This is a genomic window from Burkholderia pseudomultivorans, assembly GCF_902499075.1.
Lineage (GTDB): Bacteria > Pseudomonadota > Gammaproteobacteria > Burkholderiales > Burkholderiaceae > Burkholderia > Burkholderia pseudomultivorans.
Genome location: NZ_CABVPP010000044.1, coordinates 34,751 through 56,754 on the forward strand (window position 1 = coordinate 34,751; position 22,004 = coordinate 56,754).

A 22,004-nucleotide genomic window follows, 5' to 3' on the forward strand; every position below is an offset into this window, starting at 1 on the left:
TCCGTTGGGGGCGGCGGCGCTCAGATCGCGTCGAGCGGGATCTTCAGGTAGCGCACGCCATTGTTTTCGGGCTCGGGCAGATGGCCGGCGCGCATGTTCACCTGCACCGACGGCAGCATCAGCACCGGCATGTCGAGCGTCGCATCGCGCGCGGTGCGCATCGCGACGAAATCGTCTTCCGTCACGCCTGCCTTCACGTGCACGTTCGCGCGCCGCTGCTCGGCGACGGTCGTCACGTACTGCACGTCGCGCCCGCCCGGCTGGTAGTCGTGGCACAGGTACAGGCGCGTGTCGGGCGGCAGCGCCAGCACGCGCGCGATCGAGCGGTACAGCGTGCGCGCGTCGCCGCCGGGGAAGTCGCAGCGGGCGGTGCCGTAGTCGGGCATGAACAGCGTGTCGCCGACGAAGGCCGCGCGCTGCGTCGCGTCGTCGACGCAGTAGGTCATGCAGGCGGGCGTGTGGCCCGGCGTGTGCAGCGCGCGGATCGTCAGCGCGCCGAGCGCCAGCGTGTCGCCGTCGTCGAGCAGCCGGTCGAATTGGCTGCCGTCCCGCGCGAAGCCGGGGCCGGCGTTGAACAGTCCGCCGAATACCTGCTGGACGCGCAGCACCTGCGCGCCGATCGCGATCCGGCCGCCGACGTGTTCCTTCAGATAGGGCGCGGCCGACAGGTGATCGGCATGCACGTGCGTCTCGAGCAGCCAGTGCACGTCCGCGCCGAGCTCGGCGACGCGGGCGATCAGCCGGTCGGCGCTGGCCGTGCCGGTGTGGCCGGACTTCGGGTCGTAGTCGAGCACGCTGTCGATCAGCGCGCACGCGCGGCTTTCGGTATCGAGCAGCAGATAGCTGACGGTGTGGGTCGCCGGGTCGAAAAAGCCTTCGACCGACAGGGCGGGGGCATGGGTCACGGGAATGTCCTCGATCGGGTTCTGCATCGGCAATCGGGGACATGCTCTTCAAGAAGCGTGCCAGCGCGTCGCGCGATGTCGGCGGGGCGCGCCAGGGACTTGATTTGGCTCGGGTTTTCGGTGAAAACGCAGCGGTGCGCGGGCGTAGATGGCGACGCGCCGAGCGCGCGAACTGCCACATCTGGCAGTGTCATGGCAGAATTGGCAGCCAAACTGGCAGATCGTCGCCGAGCCGCTCATGAACCCGCACCACACCATCCCGATCGTTCCCGTTTCGCCGCGCGAACTCGCGCCCGACGTGCGCGCGCTCGTCGCCTATCTCGAACAGGATCCGCAGCCGATGATCGTCGTCGATCCCGACTACCGTATCCTCGCCGCGAACGACGCGTACCGGCGCCAGTTCGGCGTGGCGGGCGTCGAGCATGTGGGCCGGCACTGCTTCCAGGTCTCCCACCACTACGACGTGCCGTGCGACCAGGCTGGCGAGCATTGCCCGATGAAGCAGGCGCGCGAGTCGCGCAGCCTGAACCGCGTGCTGCACATCCATCACACGCCGCGCGGTCCCGAGCACGTCGACGTCGAGCTGCGGCCGATCTTCGATGCGCACGGCGACGTGATCGCCTATGTCGAGCGGCTGACGACGGTGCGCAGCGCGTCCGCGCAGCCCAGCGCGGAAGGGCTGGTCGGCGGCTCCGAGCCGTTCAACGCGGCGCTCGAGGCGCTGCAGCGCGTCGCGCCGTCGATGCTGCCGGTGCTGCTGCTCGGCGAATCGGGTACCGGCAAGGAGCTGTTCGCGCGCGCATTGCACGAAGCGAGCGACCGCGCGCTGGGGCCGTTCGTCGTCGTCGATTGTTCGGGCATTGCCGAGACGCTGTTCGAAAGCGAACTGTTCGGCTACGAGAAGGGCGCGTTCACCGGTGCGAACCAGCGCAAGCCGGGCCTCGTCGAAACCGCGCAGGGCGGCACGCTGTTTCTCGATGAGATCGGCGACGTGCCGCTGCCGATGCAGGTCAAGCTGCTGCGGCTGATCGAGTCGGGCACGTTCCGGCGCGTCGGCGGCGTCGAGGCGCTGCGCGCGGATTTCCGGCTGGTCGCGGCGACGCACAAGCCGCTGCGCGAGATGATCGACGACGGCCGGTTCCGCCAGGATCTCTACTACCGGATCAGCGCGTTTCCGATTGCGCTGCCGCCGCTGCGCGAACGGCGCGGCGATGTCGCGCTGCTTGCGGAATCGATCCTGCGACGCATCGCCAACGCGCGCGCCGGTGCGGGCGAGGCGGCGCGCCGGTTCGTGCTGACCGCGCGTGCGCGGGCGTGCCTCGATGCGTATGCGTGGCCGGGCAATATCCGCGAGCTGCGCAACGTGCTCGAACGCGCCTGCCTGTTCGCGGACGACGGCGCGATCCGCGTCGAGCATCTGCCGGCCGAACTCGTCGCGATGGCGGCGGCGCAGCCGGATCGCGCCGCCGCGACGAGCGTGCTGACCGATGACGAACTGGTGCGCATCGCGAGCGCGTTCACCGGCACGCGCAAGGCGCTGGCCGAGCGCACGGGGCTCAGCGAGCGCACGCTGTACCGGCGCCTGAAGGCGCTCGGGCTGGGCACGCGCGGCGGTTGAGCGGGGCTGGCCGTGCCGCGCATCGGCAGGGGGCGTGAAGCGTCTCGTCCGAGGTCGATGCCGTGAAAGAGCATTGCGCGATGGCGGTTGTCGTCGGCCGGACCCGGACGGCCCGGCCGACGCACGCGGGCGGCGCCATACCGCCCGCGCATCACTGCCTGACGCGTCGCCGTTCAGCGCGCCGGCGCAAGCTGCGCCATCGCCTCACGAATGAAGCCGAGCAGCGTGTCGTCGACCCACGCGTTCTTCGCCAGCGCCGGTTCGTTCGCCATTGCCGCGCGGAATTTCGCATGCGTGGCCGGATCGTCGCCCGCATAGCCGCGGAACAGGTCGAGCCAGCGCTGCGCAAGCGCGCGGCCTTGCGGCGAATCGGGCGTGACGCCCGCCTCGATCGCGTCGCGCACGTCGCCCATCAGTTGCGGCCATTCCATCGCGCGTTCGCCGTAGTGCGCGCGCATGAAGCGGATCTCGTCCGGCGCCAGGTACTTTTCGAACACCTGCATCTTGGTTTCGGCGACGGCCTTCAGCACGTAGTCGCGCAATACGGTCGAAATGCCGATCTGCGACTGCATCGCCGGTTCGCGTTCATGCATCAGATTCAGTTTCGCGAGCAGCCGCGGATCGTTGTTCGTGTCGCGCACGAGCAGCGTCATCCAGTGGTCGGCCAGCGTGCGGACGCGTTCGTCCTCGGGCGGCACGCCCGCATCGTACAGCGCGCGCACGTCGGCCACGAGCGCGATCCACTCCGGGTCGCCGGTCTGGCTCTTGCGGTACATCGGCAGGCTTGCCAGTTCTGCTGCGGAAAAATATTTGTCGTACACGGTCATCAACTCCAGTGTGGTGAGCCAATCGGCCAGCTCCGGCTCGGTGCCCGCGGCGAGTTGCGCGTGCAGGCCGACGAGTCGTTCGCGCAGCTGCGTCGTCTGCGCAAGCTGACGGTCGAGCGACGCGATCTGCCTGGCGACGAGATCGACGAGCGGCGCGTCGGGCTGGTTCAGGTAATCGCCGATTTCGGTCAACGACAGTCCGAAGCGACGCAGGGCCTGGATCTGGTGGAGCCGGGCGATGTCGTCGCGGTCGTACAGCCGGTAGCCGTTGTCGGCGCGCGCCGAAGGCGTCAGCAGGCCGATCGCGTGATAGTGATGAAGCGTGCGGACGGTCAGCCCGCTGCGTTTCGCCAGTTCTCCCACTTTCAGTCGCATTCGTTCCTCCGTTTGGGGCGCACACTGGAGTCTGGAACGTTACGCTACGTGAGGGTCAAGCGGAAGGTCGAAAAGCGCGCGCGGGGTGTCCCGCGCGCGCCCGATCGAAGCGCCGGCCGGTGGCGGCTTACTGCAATTTATTGCGGCGCAGGCGTGGCGTCCGGCGTGGCGGCGCGCGCTTCGTTGCCGGTGGCGGCGGTCGAACGGTCGCCGGTCGACTTGCCGGCGTGGTCGTCCCGGTCGACCGGCGGCGTGCCCATTGCCTGATACAGCCGCGCGGTATCCGCGAAGCGCGCGCCGGTCGCGCGAATCTCGTCGAGCCGCGCGTTGCGGTACTGCAGCTCGCTCGCGCGCGCGGCCGACGGCGGCAGCGCGCCGAGCCGCACGCGGGCGGCCGCGTCGTCGTATGCGCCGCGCGCGGACAATGCCGCGCGCGACATCGCGTCGAGCGCCTCGGCGTCGTGCTCGAGCGCGGCCAGCGAATCGGCGACGTTCTGGAACGCGGCGAGCACGGTCTGCCGGTACTGGTCGACTGCCGCCTCGTAGGTCGCCTTCGCCGCGCGGCGCTGCGCGAGCAGCGCGCCGCCGTGGAAGATCGGCTGGCTCAGCGACGCACCGATGTTCCAGATCGCGCCGGCGCCCGACAGCATCGTCGGCCAGCTGAAACCGCCTTTGCCCATCGCGGCCGACAGCGACAGTTGCGGGAACAGCTGCGCGGTCGCGACGCCCACCTCGGCCGCGGCCGCCTTCAGCCCCGCATCGGCCGCCTGGATGTCGGGGCGGCTTTGCAGCAGGTCCGACGGCACGACGACGGGCACCTGTTCCGGCAGATGCAGGTCGGCGAGCGCGAGATCGGCCGGCGGTCGGTCGGGCGTGCGGCCGACCAGCACCGCGAGCGCATGGCGCGCGGTGTCGCGCTGCTGGCGCAGCGCGGGCAGGCTGGCCGCGAACGTGTCGGCGCTTTGCCGCGCGTTCAGCGCATCGCTGCGCGACGCCGCCCCGAGCGCATGGCGGCGTTCGGCATCGTGCGCCTGGTCATTGGCAAGTGCGACGAGCCGTTCGGTCGTGTCGATCTGCGCATTGAGCACGGCCACCGTGATCGACGCGGTGACGATGTTCGCCGCGAGCGCGCGCCGCGCGGATTCGAGCTGGAACGCGCTGACATCGACGCGTTTGGCGAGCGCGCGGTTCGCGAAGCGCGCGGCGCCGAACAGGTCGATCGTGTAGCTCGCCTGCAGCTGGCCCACGAACGTGTCGTACAGCAGCGTCGGCGCGCCGAGCGCGGGGATCGGCACGCCGAGTGCGCGCTGGCGCGCGGCCTGGCCGCCGGCGTCGATCGACGGCAGCAGCGAGCTGCCGATCTGCGCGCGCAACTGCTCGCGTGCGGCATCGAGCGAGTGCGACGCGGCGCCGAGCGTCGGGCTGTTGCGCAGCCCTTCGTCGACGAGCGCGTTCAGCGCGTCGGAGCGGTACTGTTTCCACCAGTCCGGCACCGGCTGCGCGCCGACTTCGAATTGCTGCGCGACGCCGTGCGCGGCGACGGTTTGCTGGACTTGCGGCGCGGCGCCGTAATGGGCCGGCGACGGCATCGCCGGCGGCTCGCCGCTCGGCGCGAACCATGCGCAGCCGGCGAGCGGGCCGGCGAGGCTCGCGATGGCGAGCGTGCGCGCGGCGCGGATTTTCAGGTTCATCGTCAAGGTCATGGTCAGGCTCCCGACGGCGCGGCCGGCGGCGTGCCGTCGTCGTGCGGCGGGCCGTCCTGCGGGTCGCGCTCGCCGCTCTTCACGCGGAACCACGTCGCATACAGCGCAGGCAGGTAGAACAGCGTCAGCACGGTCGCGCTCGTGATGCCGCCCATCAGCGCGGTCGCCATCGGCCCGAAGAAGTTCGAGCGCAGCAGCGGGATCAGCGCGAGCACGGCGGCCGCGGCCGTCAGCGTGATCGGGCGGAAGCGCCGCACGGTCGCGCCGACGATCGCGTCGAAGCGGCCGTGACCGGCCGCGATGTCCTGCTCGATCTGGTCGACCAGAATCACCGAGTTGCGCATGATGATCCCGAACATCGCGATCACGCCGAGCATCGCGACGAAGCCGAACGGCTGGCCGAACAGCAGCAGCGTGCCGACCACGCCGATCAGCCCGAGCGGCGCGGTCAGCACGACCATCAGCACACGCGAGAAGCTTTGCAGCTGGATCATCAGCAGCGTGAACACGGCGATCGCCATCAGCGGCATCTGCGCGTTGATCGAGGTCTGCGCCTTCGCGCTTTCCTCGACCGAGCCGCCGATCTCGATCCGGTAGCCGACCGGCAGCTGCGCGCGCAGCGCGTTCAGCTTGCCGTCGATCGCATGCGTGACGTCGATGCCCTGCGCGCCGGCGCGCACGTCCGACTGCACGGTGATGGTCGGCTGGCGGTCGCGCTCCCACACCACGCCGTATTCGAGCGTCGGCGTGAAGCGGCCGAGCGAGCCGAGCGGCACCGCGCCGTTCGGCGTCGGCAGCGCGAGGCCGGCGAGCTTCGCGGGATCGACGCGATCGGCCTGCGGCGCGCGCAGGTCGACCGCGATCAGCTTGTCGCGTTCGCGATACTGCGTGACGGTCGTGCCGGACAGCGTCATCGCGAGGAAGCTCGACACGTCCTGCGACGTGACGTTCAACTCGCGCGCCTTCTTCTGGTCGAGCTCGAAGCGCACCGAGCGCTCGGCCGGCTCGTCCCAGTCGAACTGCACGTTGACCGCGCGCGCGTCGCCGCGCATCGTCGCCGCGACCTTTTCGGCGATCGAGCGGACCGTCGCGATGTCGTCGCCGCTCACGCGGAATTGCACGGGATAGCCGACGGGCGGCCCGTTCTCGAGCCGCGACAGCCGCCAGCGCGCGGCCGGGAACCGGTCGCGCAGCGTGGTTTCGAGCCAGCTCGCGAGCTTTTCGCGATCGTCGACCGATTTCGCGGTGATCACGAACTGCGCGAAGTTCGGCAATTGCAGCTGCTGGTCGAGCGGCAGGTAGAAGCGCGGCGCGCCGCTGCCGACGAAGTTCACCGAATGATCGATCTCGGGCCGCTTGTCGAGCACCTTCTCGAGGCGCTCGGTCTCGCGCAGCGTCGCCGCGAACGACGCGCCTTCGGGCAGCCGCAGGTCGACCAGCAGCTCGGGGCGGTCGGAACTCGGGAAGAACTGCTGCGGCACGAGCGAGAAGCCCAGCAGCGACACGACGAACAGCGCGCCCGTGATCAGCAGCACGACGAAGCGTCGCTCGATGCACCAGCGGATCCAGCCGCGCAGCCGTGTATAGAAGCGCGTGTCGTAGATGTCGTGCTCATGGTCGTCCGGCAGGTGCGCTTCGTGCGCGTGCTTCTTGCGCTCGGGCAGCAGGTGATAGCCGAGCAGCGGGATCAGCACGACCGCCGCGAACCACGACGCAATCAGCGCGATCGCCGAGACTTCGAAGATCGAGCGCGTATATTCGCCGGTGCTCGACTTCGCGAGCGCGATCGGCAGGAAGCCCGACACGGTGACGAGCGTGCCGGTCAGCATCGGGAACGCCGTGCTCGTATACGCGAACGCGGCGGCGCGCGCGCGGCTGTAGCCTTGTTCGAGCTTCACGGCCATCATCTCGACCGCGATGATCGCGTCGTCGACCAGCAGCCCGAGCGCGAGCACCAGCGTGCCGAGCGACACCTTGTGCAGCCCGATGTCGAACAGATACATGAACAGCGCGGTCACCGCGAGCACGACCGGGATCGAGATCACGACCACCATCCCGGTGCGCAGGCCGAGCGACACGAGGCTCACGATCAGCACGATCGCGACCGCTTCGGCGACGGCTTCGAGGAAGTCGTCGACCGAGTGCGATACCGCGTGCGGCATGCTCGACACTTCGGTGAGCTTGAGCCCGGCCGGCAGCCGCGCCTGCAGATCCTTCGACTCCGCGTCGAGCGCCTTGCCGAGCCGGATCACGTCGCCGCCCGGCTGCATCGTCACGCCGATGCCGAGCACGGCCTTGCCGTTCGCGCGCATCTGCGTGACGGGCGGATCGTCGTAGCCGCGCGTCACGGTTGCCAGGTCGCCGAGCCGGAAGGTGCGGCCGTTGATGCGGATCAGCGTGTCGGCGATCGCGGCGACGTTGTCGAACTGGCCGCTCGGGCGTACGAACACGCGATCGTCGGCGGTCGTCAGCGTGCCGGCCGAGGAAATGTCGTTCTGCGCGTTGATCGCCTGTCCGAGCTGCTGCGGCGAGATGCCGAGGCGCGTGAGCTGCGCGTTGTTCACCTCGATGAAGATGCGCTGGTCGGGGTCGCCGAAATAGTCGACCTTCGCGACGCCCGGCACGCGCAGCAGCACGGTGCGCAGCTGGTCCGCGTAGTCGTGCAGTTGCGCGGGCGAGAAGCCGTCGCCTTCGAGCGTCCAGATGTTGGTGTAGACGTCGCCGAACTCGTCGTTGAAGAACGGCCCCTGTACGCCCGGCGGCAGCGTGTAGCCGATGTCGCCGACCTTCTTGCGGATCTGGTACCAGGTTTCGGGCACGTCCTTCACGGGCGCCGAGTCCTTCATCGTGAAGAAGATCAGCGATTCGCCGGGGCGCGAATAGCTGCGCAGGAAGTCGATGGCCGGCGTTTCCTGCAGCTTGCGGCCGATCCGGTCGGTGACCTGTTCCTGGACCTGCCGCGCGGTCGCGCCGGGCCAGAAGGTGCGGATCACCATCACGCGGAACGTGAACGGCGGGTCTTCGGACTGCGCGAGCCGCGTGTACGCGAGGATGCCCGCGAGCGTCGCGAGCGCGATCAGGTAGACGACCAGCGCCTGATGGCGCAGCGCCCACGCGGACAGGTTGAAGCGGCCTTCTTCGTGAGACGGACTCATGAAGCGAAATCCTCCGGATGCAGCGGCGCGATCGGATGCACCTTCTCGCCCGCGCTGACCGTATGTACGCCTTGCAGCACCACGCGCTCGCCCGGCTGCAGCCCGTGCGACACGGTGACCGTGCGTTCGTTGAAGCGCGCGACGTCGACGCGGCGCAGCTCCAGCGTGTCGTCCTTCGCGCGCACGACCCACACGGCCGGATGCGGGCCGTCGTGGAACAGCGCGGTCGCGGGCAGCGTGATCGGCTGCGCGTCGCCGGCGGCCGGTGCGCCGTCGAACGCGACGTTTGCGGTCATGCCGAGGCGGATCGCCGGATCGGGCGCGGCGAGCGTGAGCTTCACGCGGTACGTGCGGCTTTGCGGATCGGCGGCCGGCGCGATTTCGCGCACCTTCGCGGCGAACGGGCGGCCCGGCAGCGACGGCAGCGTGACGGTGGCTGTGCGGCCGGGGGCGAGCGACGCGAGCGCGCCTTCGGGCACGTCGCTGACCACGTCGACGTCGCCGGCCCACGCGAGCTGGTAGACGGCCTGGCCGGCCGACACGTTCTGGCCGGTGTCGGCCTGCTCGGCCGTGATGACGCCGGCGTGATCGGCGACCAGCGTCGCGTAGCGGAGCTGGTTCTTCGCGAGCGCGAGCTGCTGCTGCGCCTGGTCGCGCTGCGCGAGCGCCGACGTGTAGCTGTTCTCGGTCTGTTCGAGCTGCGCGGTCGCGATCAGGTTTTCGCGGGCCTGCGCGCGGTCGCGGTCGAGCTGCTGCTTCGCGAACGCGAGGCTGTGCGTCGCCGCGTCGAGCTGCGCCTGCGCGCTCGCGGCGTTTTTCTCGACGTCGGACGGATCGAGCAGCGCGACGACCTGGCCGGCCTTGACCGTATCGCCGAGCCGCACCTTGCGCTCGACGATCTTGCCGGCGATGCGGAACGACAGCGGCGTCGCGTAGCGCGGCTGGATCTCGCCGGGCAGCGTGCGCACGGCCGCGGCGCCGTCGGCGTGCGCGGGCAGCGCGACGACCGGGCGCGGCGCGGGCGGCGCGGACTCTTTCGGGTGACAGGCGGTGAGGACGAGCGCGGCGCCGATCAGCAGCGCGGCGCGGGAACCGGAGCGATTCACGAAACCCCCAGGTGAGAGGAGAGCGGAGCGAGGCCGGCAGGCGCGGTTCGCACCTGCCCCGAGCGGCGCCGGCACGGGCGCGCACGGACAGCCGGACAACATGATTCGGAAACTGTGGCGAATTCTAATACACAGCTGTATCCGAATGCAAAGATGAATCCGAAAGGAAAAGGGTGCTAGACTGCGCGCCATGAAACCAAAGCGCTTGACACGGGAGCAGAGCAAGGACCAGACGCGAGAGCGTCTGCTGAATGCTGCGCAGTCGATTTTTCTGAAGAAAGGCTTCGTCGCCGCGAGCGTCGAGGACATTGCCGCGGCGGCCGGCTATACGCGCGGCGCGTTCTATTCGAATTTCCGCAGCAAGGCCGAACTGCTGCTCGAATTGCTCGAGCGCGATCACGTATCGGTGCAGGATGATCTGAAGCAGATCTTCGAGGGCGGCGGCACGCGCGAGCAGATGGAGGCGACCGCACTCGCGTACTACCGGCGCATGCATGTCGACGACCGCTGCTTCCTGCTGTGGGTCGAAGCGAAGCTGCAGGCGGCGCGCGATGCGAAGTTCCGCGTGCAGTTCAACCAGTTCCTGCTGGAAACGCGCGCGCGCATGGCCGAAATCATCCGGGCGTTCGCCGAGCGCTCGGGCACGCCGCTGCGGCTGCCGGCAGAGACGCTTGCGCTCGGGCTGATGAGCCTGTGCGACGGCGTGCAGGCGTACTACACGGCCGATCCGCAGCAGGTGTCGGCCGAGGCGGCCGAGGCCGTGCTCGCGGGTTTCTTCTCGTGGGTCGTGCTGGGGCGCGCGCCGGACTGAACGGTTTGCCGCCGCGCGGCAAGCGGTGCGTCGCGTCCGTCAGCGCTCGCCGGTCATCCGCCGGTACGCATCGAGCAGCGACGTCTTGTAGACGACGCCGGCGAGCGTCGGCTCCGCCTCGCTCTCGATCACCGGCAGCCGTTCGCCCTGGAACGCCATGAAGCGCTCGAGCGCAGTCGCGAGCGGCATGTCCGGCGTGAGCAGCGGAAACGGCGTGTGCGCGTAGTGCGCGGCCGTCTTGTCGGTCGTGTCGCGCTTGTCGAGCAGGTCGGACGTGATGTCCTTCAGCGCGACCGCGCCGCGGAAGCGGCCCGCGTCGTCGGTCACGTACAGATACTTCACCGGATATTCGAGAAACACGCGCGTCATGTCGGCGACGCTCGCGGTGAGCGGCACGACCGTCTGCGCGGGCTGGATCAGCTCGCGCATCTGCGTGGTGCGTAGCCGCAGCCGTTCCGCCGCGTCTTGGTGATGGCGCAGCGTGATCTCGTACATCGAGGTCGTGCCGGTCGCACGCGCGACGAAGTACGCGAATACGCACGACACCAGCAGCGGCAGCACGACCTGGTAGCTCAGCGTCATCTCGAAGATCATCAGGATCGCCATCAGCGGCGCCTGCGTCGCGCCCGCCATGAACGCGCCCATCCCGACGATCGCATAGGCGAAGTACGCGGACGTGTGCCCCGGCCACAGCGCATTCATCGCGAGCCCGAACAGCGAGCCGAACACGGCACCGACGAACAGCGTCGGCGTGAACACGCCGCCGATCGCGCCCGAGCCGGCGGTTGCGGCGGTCGCGATCACCTTGAACGCCAGCACCGCGACAAGCGCCTGCCAGGTCCACGGCGAATGCAGGATGTTGTTCACGACGCTGTAGCCATTGCCCCACACGTCCGGAATCCACACCGAGATCACGCCGACGACGAGGCCGCCGAGCGCGAGCCGCACCGGCAGCGGCACCGGCAGCCGCCGGAACTGGTTCTTCGACGCGTCGAGCAGGTGCAGGAACTGCGGCGCGAGCACGCCGCACAGCGCGCCGAGCACGACGAACAGCAGCACCTCGGGGCCGGTGACGGCCGGGAACACCGGCATTTCGTACGGCGGCCGGTAGCCGGCGAACTCGCGCATCACGATGTTCGCGACGACCGACGCGACGACCATCGGCCCGAAGCTTTCCATCGCGATGGTGCCGAGCACGATTTCGGAGACGAAGAACGCGCCGGCGATCGGCGCGTTGTACGCGGACGTGATGCCGGCCGCGGCCCCGCACGCGACAAGCAGGCGCAGCCGCGGCGGGTCGAAGTGCGCGAAGCGGCCGACCAGCGACGACGCGAGCGCGGCGAGCTGCACCATCGGGCCTTCGCGGCCGATCGAGCCGCCGCTGCCGATCGTCAGCAGCGACGACACGCTGCGCCACAGGCTCTGGCGCACGGGCACGATGCCGTTGCCGAGCGCGACGGCTTCCATGTAGTCGGTCTTGCCGGACGATTTGTCGCCGCGCGTCGCGAGCAGCAGCACGCAGCCGGCGAGCAAGCCGCCGGCGGCCGGCAGCCAGAAGCGCACGTACCACGGCAGGCTTTTCGCCATCTGCACGAAGCTGCCGCTGCGCCCGGAGATCAGGTGTTGCATCAGGTCGATGCCTTCGCGAAACGCCATGGTCGCGAAAGCGCCGCCGACGCCGACGATCGCCGACCAGATCAGCATCGTATGGGCGTCCGACAGGCGGAGCAGCGTTCGGGCGCGGGTGCGCAGCTTCAGCAGGAACGAGAGCACGGCTGCAAGGGGGCGATGGAAAACGACGCGAAGCATAGCACTGCGCCGCGCCCGCGGGAGATCCCCGTCGGGCGCGGCGTTCGAGGCGGCGCGGACGTGCGGCTCAGCCAAGCCAGTGCTGCACGGCCCAGGTGATCGCGTAGCCGCCGGCGATCAGCCAGACGTACAGGATCAGCCCGGTCATCAGCGCGCGCGGGCCGGCGGCGCGGATCTGCGCGACGCGCGTCTCGATGCCGAGCGCAGTCATCGCCATCGTCAGCGCGAACGTGTCGAGTACGTTCAGCGTGTGCGTGACGTCGGCCGGCAACACGTTCAGCGAGTTGACGATCACGAACGCCAGGAAGCCGAGCGCGAACCAGGGCACCGCGACCTTGCGCTTGCCTTGCGCGCCGCCGGCCGCCGTTTGCGCGGAGCGGGCGAGCCACCAGCCGAGCACGAGCAGCACCGGCACGAGCAGCATCACGCGCGTCATCTTGACGATCGTCGCGATATGCGCGACTTGCGGGCTGATGTCGCTCGCCGCGCCGACCACCTGCGCGACCTCGTGGATCGTGCCGCCGAAGAACAGCCCGAGGCCGGCCGGATCGAGGTTCAGCAGCCCGGCGTGATACGCGATCGGGTACAGGAACATCGACAGCGTGCCGAACAGCACGACGCTGCCGACCGCCATCGCGCTCTGGTGCGGCTTCGACTGCAGCGTCGACTCGAACGCGAGCACGGCGGCCGCGCCGCAGATCGCGCTGCCGGCCGCAGTCAGCAGCGCGGCGTCGCGGTCGAGCTTCATCAGCTTCATGCCGGCCCAGGTGCCGATCGCGAGCGTGCTGACCACGACCAGCACCGACACGGTCAGGCCCGGCAGGCCGACCTGCGCGATCTCCTGCAGGCTCACGCGCAGCCCGAAGAACGCAACCGCGATGCGCAGCAGCTTGCGCGCGGAGAAATTGACGCCGGCCGCCCAGCTCGCCGGCATGCCGTCGCGCAGCGCGTTGCCGTACAGCGCGCCCGCGACGATCCCGACGATCAGCGGCGACAGGCCGAGCCCCGCGATCGCGGGCAGCTGCGACAGGCTCGTGACGGCCGCCGCGAACAGCGCGACGAACAGCACGCCGTTCAACTGGCCGCGCATCGACGGCGCGGCGTGGCTGAGAGGGGGAGTCGGAGCAGTGGACATGGAAGCACCGTGAGGAGCGTGTTGCGATGCTGTAATCCTAATTTCGTTATATCGATATGAAAAATTGTGATTTGTGACGTAAACTATCCGGAAAGCCGATAATTTATCCCCATGACCCCGGATCAACTGATAACGTTCGCCGCCGTCGCCGAGCACCTGAACATCAGCCATGCCGCCGTCGCGCTGCACCTGTCGCAGCCGGCCGTGTCCGGCCAGCTGCGGCTGCTGCAGGACGAATTCGGCGAGCCGCTGTACCAGCGCGACGGCCGCGGCATTCGGCTGACGCCGGTCGGCGAGCAGCTCGCGCAGTATGCGAAGGCGCAACGCGACACGTTCGCGCAGGCGCGCGCGTTTCGCGACGCGGTGCGCGGCCTCGAGGCCGGCACGCTGCGGATCGGCGCGAGCACGACGCCGGCGAGCTACCTGCTGCCGTACCTGATCGCCGCGTTCCAGCCGCGCGCGCCGCGCGTGACGATCCAGACGATGAGCGGCAACACGGCCGACGTGGTCGCCGCGCTGCCGTCGCTCGACATCGCGATGATCGAAGGGCCGCCCGGCGAGGCGCTGCCGCCCGGCACCGCGGTGCATGCGTGGCGCGAGGACGAGATCGTCGCGATCGTGCCGGCCGCGCATCCGCTCGCGGCGCCCGAGCATGCTTCGGGCGTCACGCTCGCGGCGCTCGCCGCGCATCCGCTGGTGCTGCGCGAGGAGGGCTCGGCCGTGCGGCAGCTTGTCGAGCGGGCGTTCGCGCAGCAGAGTGCGCCGATGCGCGTCGCATTCGAGATCGCCGGCGTCGAGGCCGTGAAGGAGGCCGTGCGCGCCGGCATGGGCGTCGGGTTCGTGTCCGCGATGTCGCTGCGCCACGACGATGCGGCGCTCGTCGCGCGCTCGCTCGCGCCGGCGCCGCTCACGCGCCATTTCTCGATCCTGGTGCCGCACGGCGGCGCGCCGTCGCGGGTCGCCGCGCAGTTCCTCGAAATGAGCGTTGCGCAGGCTGCCGGGTAGGGGGCTGCCGCACGGCCCGGGCACGCGCGATGCGGCACGTTGACGGCGCATCGCGCGGCCGGGCTCCATTCCGCAGATCCTAGGGATTTCCTCTATGGCGCGTGCCTGACGCGAAGCGCACCATCCGTCTCAAGCAAATGGAACCGGTTCCATTCCGGAAGTAAAAGGGCAACATGACAGACATCGTGATCGTGGCGAGCGCATTCGGGATGGACCGCGTGCGCCAGGCGGGCCACAGTGCATTCGTCGCGGACGTCGCGGCCGCCGGTGCGGCGGGCTTCGAGATCCGGCGCGAGCTGTTCGCGTCGGACGCCGACGCAGCGCCCGAGGCGCTGGCCGCGCTCGGCGCGCAACTGGCCGGCCATGGGTTGTGGTCGGTCTATTCGACGCCGGCCTCGCTGTACACGGAGTCGGGCGCGCTCGACGCCGACGCGCTGCGCGACACGCTCGTCGAAGCCGATGCGCTCGGCGCGCGCTTCGTGAAGTTCCAGCTCGGCGGGTTTGCCGGCGACGCGCATGCGGCCGACATCGCCGCGTTATCGCGCGGTGCGCGTGCGCGCGTGGTGGTCGAGAACGGCCAGTTGCCGGTCGGCGGCGCGTTCGCGCAGTTCCGCGGCCTGTTCGACGCGCTGGCCGCGTCCGGCACGGCCGATGCGCTCGGCATGACGTTCGACATCGGCAACTGGCAGTGGCCGGGCGAAGCGCCGCTCGAATGCGCACAGGCGCTCGCGCCGCATGTGGAATACATTCATTGCAAGGCCGTCGAAGGCGAGGGCGCGCGCCGCTTCGCGGTGGCGCCGGCGCCGCACGATCCGCTCGTGACCGGCGTGCTCGCGGCGCTGCCGCGGCAGGTGCCGCGCGGCATCGAGTTCCCGTTCGATGCGGCCGACCTGGCGGGCGATGCGCGCCGGCGCGTCGCATGGCTCGCGAGCGCGTGACGCAGGACAGATACGGAGGATTCAACGATGCAAGCAGCACTCGATGTCGTCACCTACGGCGAAGCGATGGCGATGTTCGTCGCGACGGAGCCCGGTCATCTGGCGCACGCCGCGCAATTCACGAAGCGGATCGCCGGCGCCGACCTGAACGTCGCGATCGGCCTGTCCCGGCTCGGTTTCAAGGTCGGCTGGATGAGCCGCGTCGGTCGCGATTCGTTCGGCGGCTACGTGTTCGACACGCTCGCGCGTGAAGGTATCGACGCGTCGTGCGTGACCGTCGATCCGCGCTATCCGACCGGTTTCCAGCTGAAGTCGCGCAACGACGACGGCAGCGATCCGACCGTCGAATATTTCCGCAAGGGCTCGGCCGCAAGCCATCTGTCGTGCGACGACTATGTGGCCGACTACGTGCTCGGCGCGCGCCATCTGCACCTGACCGGCGTCGCGCCGGCGATCTCGGCGACGTCCTGCGAACTCGCATTCAAGCTGGCGCGCGAGATGCGCGCGGCCGGCAAGTCGATTTCGTTCGACCCGAACCTGCGCCCGACGCTGTGGCCGTCGGCCGAGGTCATGGCGAACACGCTGAACGCGCTGGCGGCGCTCGCCGACTGGGTGCTGCCCGGGCTGGCCGAAGGGCGGCAGCTCACCGGCCGCGAATCACCGGCCGACATCGCGGGCTTCTACCTTGCGCAGGGCGCGCGCGGCGTCGTGATCAAGCTCGGCGCCGAAGGCGCGTACTACCGGACGGCCGACGGCCGCGAGGGCACGGTCGCGGGCGAGCGGGTCGACAATGTCGTCGACACGGTCGGCGCCGGCGACGGTTTCGCGGTCGGCGTGGTCAGCGCGCTGCTGGAAGGCCGCGCGGTCGAACAGGCCGTCGCGCGCGGCAACCTGATCGGCGCGCTCGCGATCCAGGTGATCGGCGATTCGGAAGGGCTGCCGACCCGTGCGGCGCTCGACCGGCTCGAAAGCGCCGGCCAGCGTGCCGAGCGCATCGAGGAAACCGCCGCCGCACACTGAACGGCCGGCATTGCAAGACCCGCGGTTCCGGTTTTCGTGCGCGGGCAACAGGCGACACGGAACGCATGAAGCAATCACACCCGGTCGACGCAGCTGAAGCATCCGCTCCGATCGACAAAGGAGACACTCTGATGGCAAGCAATCTCGCACCCCGCCGCTGGTGGACGATCATGCCGATCGTCTTCATCACGTACAGCCTCGCCTATCTCGATCGCGCGAACTACGGGTTCGCGTCGGCGGCGGGCATCAACCAGGACCTCGGGATCGGCAAGGGCCTGTCGTCGCTGATCGGCGCGCTGTTCTTCCTCGGCTACTTCTTCTTCCAGATTCCCGGCGCGATCTACGCGGAGCGCCGCAGCGTGAAGAAGCTCGTGTTCGTCAGCCTCGTGCTGTGGGGCGGCTGCGCGGCGCTCACGGGCATCGTCAGCAATATCCCGTCGCTGATGGCGATCCGCTTCGTGCTCGGCGTGGTCGAGGCGGCCGTGATGCCGGCGATGCTGATCTACATCAGCAACTGGTTTACGAAGAGCGAGCGTTCGCGCGCCAACACGTTCCTGATCCTCGGCAACCCGGTCACCGTGCTGTGGATGTCGGTCGTGTCCGGCTATCTGGTGCACGAATTCGGCTGGCGCCACATGTTTATCGCGGAAGGCGTGCCGGCGATCCTCTGGGCCGTGTGCTGGTGGTTCCTCGTGCAGGACAAGCCCGCGCAGTCGCCGTGGCTGAGCGCGCAGGAAAAGCGCGACCTGGAAACCACGCTTGCCGCCGAGCAGGCGGCGATCAAGCCGGTGCGCAACTATGGCGAGGCGTTCCGCTCGCCGGCCGTGATCAAGCTGTGCGCGCAGTATTTCTGCTGGAGCATCGGCGTGTACGGCTTCGTGCTGTGGCTGCCGTCGATCGTCAAGAACGGTTCCGCGCTCGGGATGGTCGCGACCGGCTGGCTGTCCGCGCTGCCGTATCTCGCGGCGACGATCGCGATGCTCGCCGCGTCGTGGGCGTCGGACAAGGTCGGCTCGCGCCGCGGCTTCGTGTGGCCGTTCCTGCTGATCGGCGCGGCCGCGTTCGCGGCGTCGTTCGCGCTCGGCTCGTCGCATTTCTGGATCTCGTACGCGCTGCTGGTCGTCGCGGGCGCCGCGATGTATGCGCCGTACGGCCCGTTCTTCGCGATCGTGCCGGAATTGCTGCCGAAGAATGTCGCGGGCGGCGCGATGGCGCTGATCAACAGCATGGGTGCACTCGGTTCGTTCGTCGGCTCGTATTTCGTCGGCTACCTGAACGGCGCGACCGGGTCGCCCGTCGCGTCGTATGCGTTCATGAGCGCCGCGCTGGTCGCCGCGGTGATCCTCACGCTGTCCGTCAAACCCCAGGCGCGCGATGCGCATTCGCTCGCCGCGCCGCTGCAAGGAAAATGAAACGATGAAGCCCCGTATCGTCGCGTACAAGCCGCTGCCCGATGACGTTCTCGCGTATCTGCGCGAGCATGCGGACGTCGTGCCGGCCGACGGCGCCGACGCGCTCGCCGATGCGCTCGGCAACGTCGACGGCGCGATCGGCGCGAGCCTGAAGATCACGCCGCAGATGCTCGACCGCGCGCCGCGGCTGAAGGCGTGGTCGACGATTTCGGTCGGCTACGACAACTTCGACGTCGCGGACCTCACGCGGCGCGGCATCGTGCTCGCGCATACGCCGGACGTGCTGACCGAATCGACCGCCGATACCGTGTTCTCGCTGATCCTCGCGTCCGCGCGGCGCGTGGTCGAACTGGCCGAGTGGGTCAAGGCCGGCCACTGGCATCGCAGCATCGGCCCCGACCTGTACGGCACCGACGTGCAGGGCAAGACGCTCGGCATCGTCGGGCTCGGGCGGATCGGCGGCGCGGTCGCGCGCCGCGCGGCGCTCGGCTTCAGGATGCGGGTGCTGTACACGAACCGCTCGGCGCATGCCGAAGCCGAGACGCAGTACGGCGCCCGGCGCGTGACGCTCGACGAGTTGCTCGCGCAGTCGGATTTCGTGTGCCTGCAGGTGCCGCTGTCGCCCGATACGCGTCACCTGATCGGTGCGCCCGAATTCGCGAAGATGAAGCGCGGCGCGATCCTGATCAACGCGTCGCGCGGGCCCGTCGTCGACGAGGCCGCGCTGATCGACGCGCTGCGCGCGGGCACGATCCGCGGCGCGGGGCTCGACGTGTTCGAGAAGGAGCCGCTGTCGGCCGATTCGCCGCTGCTGCGGATGAGCAACGTCGTCGCGCTGCCGCATATCGGCTCGGCGACGCACGAGACGCGCCACGCAATGGCGCGCTGCGCGGCGGAAAACCTGGTCGGCGCGCTGGCCGGCACGCTGCGCACCAATCTCGTCAATCCCGACGTGCTCGCACGGCGCTGACGCGTGGTGCGCGGGCGCGCGCCGTGCGGGGAGGCCGGCGCCGCTAGAGTCGATGGTCTTGGTGCCGGAGGGCAGGCTGCGTTATGATCGCCCGCTCGTCGCAGCAATGCTCCGGCACGGCTGCCGGCGGCGACCGGCGACCGGCCCGGCGGCGTCAGGCCGCGGGGCGGTCGGGCGTCCGGGCACGGGACGGAGCGGGCGCGCAAGCGCCGACAGCCTTGCAGGCGGCCGGAGCCATGCGCTGACACGCCGGTTCCGGTCGAGACCCGATCGACAGAGGAGTCCGCCAGTGGCTTTCGTATCCAACAACAATGGTCCGTCTGCTCACGAAGCGGCGCGGATCGTACGTCGCGAGGCTCGACAGTGACCGATTTGCAACCTTCCACGCAGCGTCCGGCGACGATCAGCGACGTCGCGCGCGAGGCCGGCACGGGCAAGACCAGCGTCTCGCGCTATCTGAACGGCGAGACCCACGTGCTGTCCGCCGATCTGCGCCAGCGGATCGAGGCGGCGATCGCGCGGCTCAACTACCGGCCGAACCAGATGGCGCGCGGCCTGAAGCGCGGCCGCAACCGGCTGCTCGGCATGCTGGTGGCCGACCTGACCAATCCGTATACCGTCGAAGTGCTGCAGGGCGTCGAGGCCGCGTGCCACGCGCTCGGCTACATGCCGCTGATCTGTCACGCGGCGAACGAAGTCGAAATGGAGCGCCGCTTCCTGCAGCTGCTCACGACCTACCGCGTCGAAGGCTTGATCGTCAACGCGCTCGGCGCCGAAGAGGACGTGCTGCGTCCGCTGCGCGGCGGCGGCATTCCGGCCGTGCTGGTCGACCGCACGGTCGAGGGCTTCGAGGCCGACCTGATCGGGCTCGACAACGCCGACGCGATTGAGGCGGCGCTCGCGCACCTGATCGAGCGCGGTTTCGACGCGATCCATTTCGTCGTGCAGCCGTTCGAGCACGTCAGCTCGCGGCGCGTGCGCGAGGCCGCGTTCCGTGCGGCGCTGGCCGCGCGCGGGCGCCCGGTGCCGTCGACGGTCGTGCTCGACCTGAACGCGCCGGACGCGGCCGATGCGGCGCTTGCGGACATCGACGCCCGCATCGACGACGCCGCGCGACGCGGCGTGCGCGCGGCGCTGTTCGCCGCGAACGCGCCGGTCGCGCTGGCGATTGCGCGCCATCTGCGCGCGCGTTTCGGCGCCGCATGGCAGGCCAGCGCGGCGCTGCTGTCGATCGACGATCCGGAATGGGCCGAGCTGATCGGCATCACGACGATCCGTCAGCCGACCTACGAGATCGGCTACAAGGCCGTCGAATTCGTGCACGAGCGCATCGACGGCGCGGCCGGCGACGTGCGCGTCGCGATGCTGCCGGGCGAGCTGATCGCGCGCGCGTCGACCGCAAGCTGAGTATCATTCGGGGCACGCGGCGCGTCCGGTGCGCCGCCCCGAACAAGGAAATACATGACTGTCGCTCCCGTCACGCTGGCGGCGCTGATTGCCGCCACGCTGATCATCGCGCTGCTGCCGCTCGTCCTCTTCCGTTATCTGCGCAAGCCGCTTGCGCTCGACCGCCGCGACACGATCGTCGGCGTCGCCGTCTTCACGCTGTTCGCGATGATCGTCGAACGCGCCTTCCACGGGCTCGTGCTGAGCCAGACGCCGGCCGGCGGCTGGCTCACGCAGCCGCTCGCGTTCGTCGCGTACAGCGCGCTCGCGACCGCCGTGTTCGAGGAAGTCGGCCGCTATCTCGGGATGCGGTTCCTGGCGCGCCGCTACGGGCCGTCGGCCGGCGACGGACGCGGGATCGGCTACGGGATCGGTCACGGCGGCGCCGAGGCGTGGTTCGTCGGCGTGCTGGTGTGGGGCCAATGGTCGTACCTCGCGTGGCTCGCGAGCCGCGGCCAGTTCGAGGCGCAGCTTTCGGATTTGCCGGCCGACACCGTCGTGCGGCTGCACATGATGCTGGCGACGCTGTCGATGCCGTCGATCGTATTGCTGCTGCTCGAGCGCTGCGCGTCCTTCGTGCTGCAGCTCGCGCTGTCGGTGCTGGTGTGGCGCGGCGTGCGCGCCGGCCGTGCGGGCGTATTGCCGCTGGCGATCGTGCTGCATGCGCTCGCGGCGGCGCCGGCGCTGCTTTACCAGGTGCGCGTGCTGTCGGCCGCATGGGTCGAGGCCGTGTATTTCATGCTGGCTGCGCTGCTGATCGTCGCGCTGGTGAAGACGTGCCGGCCGTCGCGCACGGCCGTTTGATGCCGGGCGACCGCGAAGCAGGGGACGAAATGGACGATTATCTGATCGAATGCGACAGCGCTGAATTCGACGCGCTCGCGCGCGTGATTTGCGATCTCTTTCCGGAACAGACGCGCTTTGTCGAGAGCAGCGATGCGCGCGGGCGCTTTCTGTCCGTGCAGTGGCTCGCGATGCGTTTCGGCGCGACGCCGAAACGCATGACGCTCGACGTGCGGATCGCGCCGGCCGCGTTCGCGCGCTATCTGGCGCTGAAGCCGATGCAGCGCGCGCGCAGCCATGCGGTACTGCATGCGTATGCGGAAGCGATGCTCGGCTCGCTCGAGGAGCGACATGCGGCCGGCGAGGCCGTCGAGCGCGAAGCGGAACTCGAACTCGACGAAGACTTCGCGTGATGCGCGGCGCCGGCGCGTTGCCGGCGCGGCCGCTCACGCGTCGCGGTAAACCTGCGCGAAGCGCTGCGCCTGCACGACGCCGTAGTCGCCGGGCGCGTACTGCATCACCCAGTCGCCGGCGACGCCGCGCAGCGTGTCGCCGTTTTCCGAGCGTGCGATCGTGAACGGCTCGTCCATCCGGCGCGCCAGCACGACGGCCGGCCGGTTCCGGTAAGCGCCCGGTGCGCCGTGCGCGAGCGCAGGATCGGCGGGCAGGTACTTCGCGTCGAAGCGCGCGCGCGACACGACCCAGCGGTCGCCGGTCGAGCCCGTGATCAACGCGTCGCCCGCGACATAGCGGTTCGGGCCTTCGAGGCTCATCAGTTCGCCGTCGGCGTCCGCGAAAGCGACCGTGACGGTCTCGTCCTTGACGACGCGACGCGCCTGCGGGTCGGTATGCAGATCGATGTGCTTGAGTTCGAGCATGGCGGGGAAGTGCGGGAAAAGCCGGGAGCTTATCCCGAAATCGGCGCGCCGTGTGACGGGCGCCGTTCGCCGGACGGGAAACGCGGCGCCGACCGGCCCGGATGGGCC

The 22,004-nt window shown here is 69.7% G+C and carries 18 protein-coding genes; 10 read left to right on the forward strand and 8 right to left on the reverse strand.

The window, feature by feature from the left end:
• Window positions 1-20 precede the first annotated feature (20 nt).
• A complete protein-coding gene (locus BST28156_RS24320; protein ID WP_437341301.1) occupies window positions 21-932 on the reverse strand; it encodes an MBL fold metallo-hydrolase in 912 nt (303 codons plus the stop codon).
• 211 nt (window positions 933-1,143) lie between these two features.
• Here BST28156_RS24320 and BST28156_RS24325 point away from each other — a divergent pair, with 211 nt between their 5' ends.
• Window positions 1,144-2,523, forward strand: coding sequence for a sigma-54 interaction domain-containing protein (locus tag BST28156_RS24325; RefSeq protein WP_174903535.1), 1,380 nt, complete (start codon window positions 1,144-1,146; stop codon window positions 2,521-2,523).
• 173 nt (window positions 2,524-2,696) lie between these two features.
• Here the strand turns inward: BST28156_RS24325 and BST28156_RS24330 are convergent, their stop codons facing one another.
• The 4 genes from BST28156_RS24330 to BST28156_RS24345 form a co-directional block, all read right to left on the reverse strand.
• Window positions 2,697-3,725, reverse strand: coding sequence for a MerR family transcriptional regulator (locus BST28156_RS24330; RefSeq protein WP_174903536.1), 1,029 nt, complete (start codon window positions 3,723-3,725; stop codon window positions 2,697-2,699).
• A 137-nt stretch (window positions 3,726-3,862) separates the two neighbouring features.
• Complete coding sequence (locus tag BST28156_RS24335; RefSeq protein ID WP_174903537.1) at window positions 3,863-5,428, reverse strand: efflux transporter outer membrane subunit; 1,566 nt, start codon at window positions 5,426-5,428, stop codon at window positions 3,863-3,865.
• A gap of 2 nt (window positions 5,429-5,430) precedes the next feature.
• A complete protein-coding gene (locus tag BST28156_RS24340) occupies window positions 5,431-8,583 on the reverse strand; it encodes an efflux RND transporter permease subunit (RefSeq protein ID WP_174903538.1) in 3,153 nt (1,050 codons plus the stop codon).
• Window positions 8,580-9,689, reverse strand: a complete 1,110-nt coding sequence (locus BST28156_RS24345; protein WP_174903539.1) for an efflux RND transporter periplasmic adaptor subunit — start codon at window positions 9,687-9,689, stop codon at window positions 8,580-8,582. Before BST28156_RS24345 ends, BST28156_RS24340 begins: the two co-directional genes overlap by 4 nt.
• A 190-nt stretch (window positions 9,690-9,879) precedes the next feature.
• On the opposite strand from BST28156_RS24345, the gene BST28156_RS24350 reads away from it, so the two are divergent.
• Window positions 9,880-10,500 carry a TetR/AcrR family transcriptional regulator gene (locus BST28156_RS24350; RefSeq protein WP_060243371.1) on the forward strand — a complete coding sequence of 207 codons (621 nt, stop codon included), beginning with the start codon at window positions 9,880-9,882 and terminating at the stop codon, window positions 10,498-10,500.
• 39 nt (window positions 10,501-10,539) lie between these two features.
• On the opposite strand, the gene BST28156_RS24355 is transcribed toward BST28156_RS24350, so the two are convergent.
• Together BST28156_RS24355 and BST28156_RS24360 are read right to left on the reverse strand one after the other, a co-directional pair.
• Entirely contained in the window at window positions 10,540-12,273 is a 1,734-nt protein-coding gene (locus tag BST28156_RS24355) for a ClcB-like voltage-gated chloride channel protein (protein WP_196487983.1), read from the reverse strand.
• A gap of 103 nt (window positions 12,274-12,376) precedes the next feature.
• Entirely contained in the window at window positions 12,377-13,444 is a 1,068-nt protein-coding gene (locus BST28156_RS24360) for a YeiH family protein (protein WP_174903540.1), read from the reverse strand.
• Between the two features lie 111 nt (window positions 13,445-13,555).
• Here BST28156_RS24360 and BST28156_RS24365 point away from each other — a divergent pair, with 111 nt between their 5' ends.
• The 8 genes from BST28156_RS24365 to BST28156_RS24400 all read left to right on the forward strand — a co-directional run bounded on the left by BST28156_RS24365 (window position 13,556) and on the right by BST28156_RS24400 (window position 21,431).
• Window positions 13,556-14,449 carry a LysR family transcriptional regulator gene (locus tag BST28156_RS24365; protein ID WP_060243361.1) on the forward strand — a complete coding sequence of 298 codons (894 nt, stop codon included), beginning with the start codon at window positions 13,556-13,558 and terminating at the stop codon, window positions 14,447-14,449.
• Between the two features lie 173 nt (window positions 14,450-14,622).
• Complete coding sequence (locus BST28156_RS24370) at window positions 14,623-15,387, forward strand: TIM barrel protein (RefSeq protein ID WP_174903541.1); 765 nt, start codon at window positions 14,623-14,625, stop codon at window positions 15,385-15,387.
• A gap of 27 nt (window positions 15,388-15,414) precedes the next feature.
• Entirely contained in the window at window positions 15,415-16,407 is a 993-nt protein-coding gene (locus tag BST28156_RS24375; RefSeq protein ID WP_174903542.1) for a sugar kinase, read from the forward strand.
• A 131-nt stretch (window positions 16,408-16,538) separates the two neighbouring features.
• Window positions 16,539-17,819 carry an MFS transporter gene (locus BST28156_RS24380; RefSeq protein ID WP_174903543.1) on the forward strand — a complete coding sequence of 427 codons (1,281 nt, stop codon included), beginning with the start codon at window positions 16,539-16,541 and terminating at the stop codon, window positions 17,817-17,819.
• Window positions 17,820-17,823: 4 nt separating this feature from the next.
• Window positions 17,824-18,789 carry an NAD(P)-dependent oxidoreductase gene (locus tag BST28156_RS24385; RefSeq protein ID WP_174903544.1) on the forward strand — a complete coding sequence of 322 codons (966 nt, stop codon included), beginning with the start codon at window positions 17,824-17,826 and terminating at the stop codon, window positions 18,787-18,789.
• Between the two features lie 363 nt (window positions 18,790-19,152).
• A complete protein-coding gene (locus BST28156_RS24390) occupies window positions 19,153-20,196 on the forward strand; it encodes a LacI family DNA-binding transcriptional regulator (protein WP_060243348.1) in 1,044 nt (347 codons plus the stop codon).
• A 54-nt stretch (window positions 20,197-20,250) separates the two neighbouring features.
• A complete protein-coding gene (locus tag BST28156_RS24395; RefSeq protein WP_174903545.1) occupies window positions 20,251-21,039 on the forward strand; it encodes a YhfC family glutamic-type intramembrane protease in 789 nt (262 codons plus the stop codon).
• 29 nt (window positions 21,040-21,068) lie between these two features.
• Window positions 21,069-21,431 carry a DUF3022 domain-containing protein gene (locus BST28156_RS24400; protein ID WP_009689593.1) on the forward strand — a complete coding sequence of 121 codons (363 nt, stop codon included), beginning with the start codon at window positions 21,069-21,071 and terminating at the stop codon, window positions 21,429-21,431.
• A 33-nt stretch (window positions 21,432-21,464) separates the two neighbouring features.
• Here the strand turns inward: BST28156_RS24400 and BST28156_RS24405 are convergent, their stop codons facing one another.
• Window positions 21,465-21,896, reverse strand: a complete 432-nt coding sequence (locus BST28156_RS24405) for a PGDYG domain-containing protein (RefSeq protein WP_174903546.1) — start codon at window positions 21,894-21,896, stop codon at window positions 21,465-21,467.
• Between the last annotated feature and the right edge of the window lie 108 nt (window positions 21,897-22,004).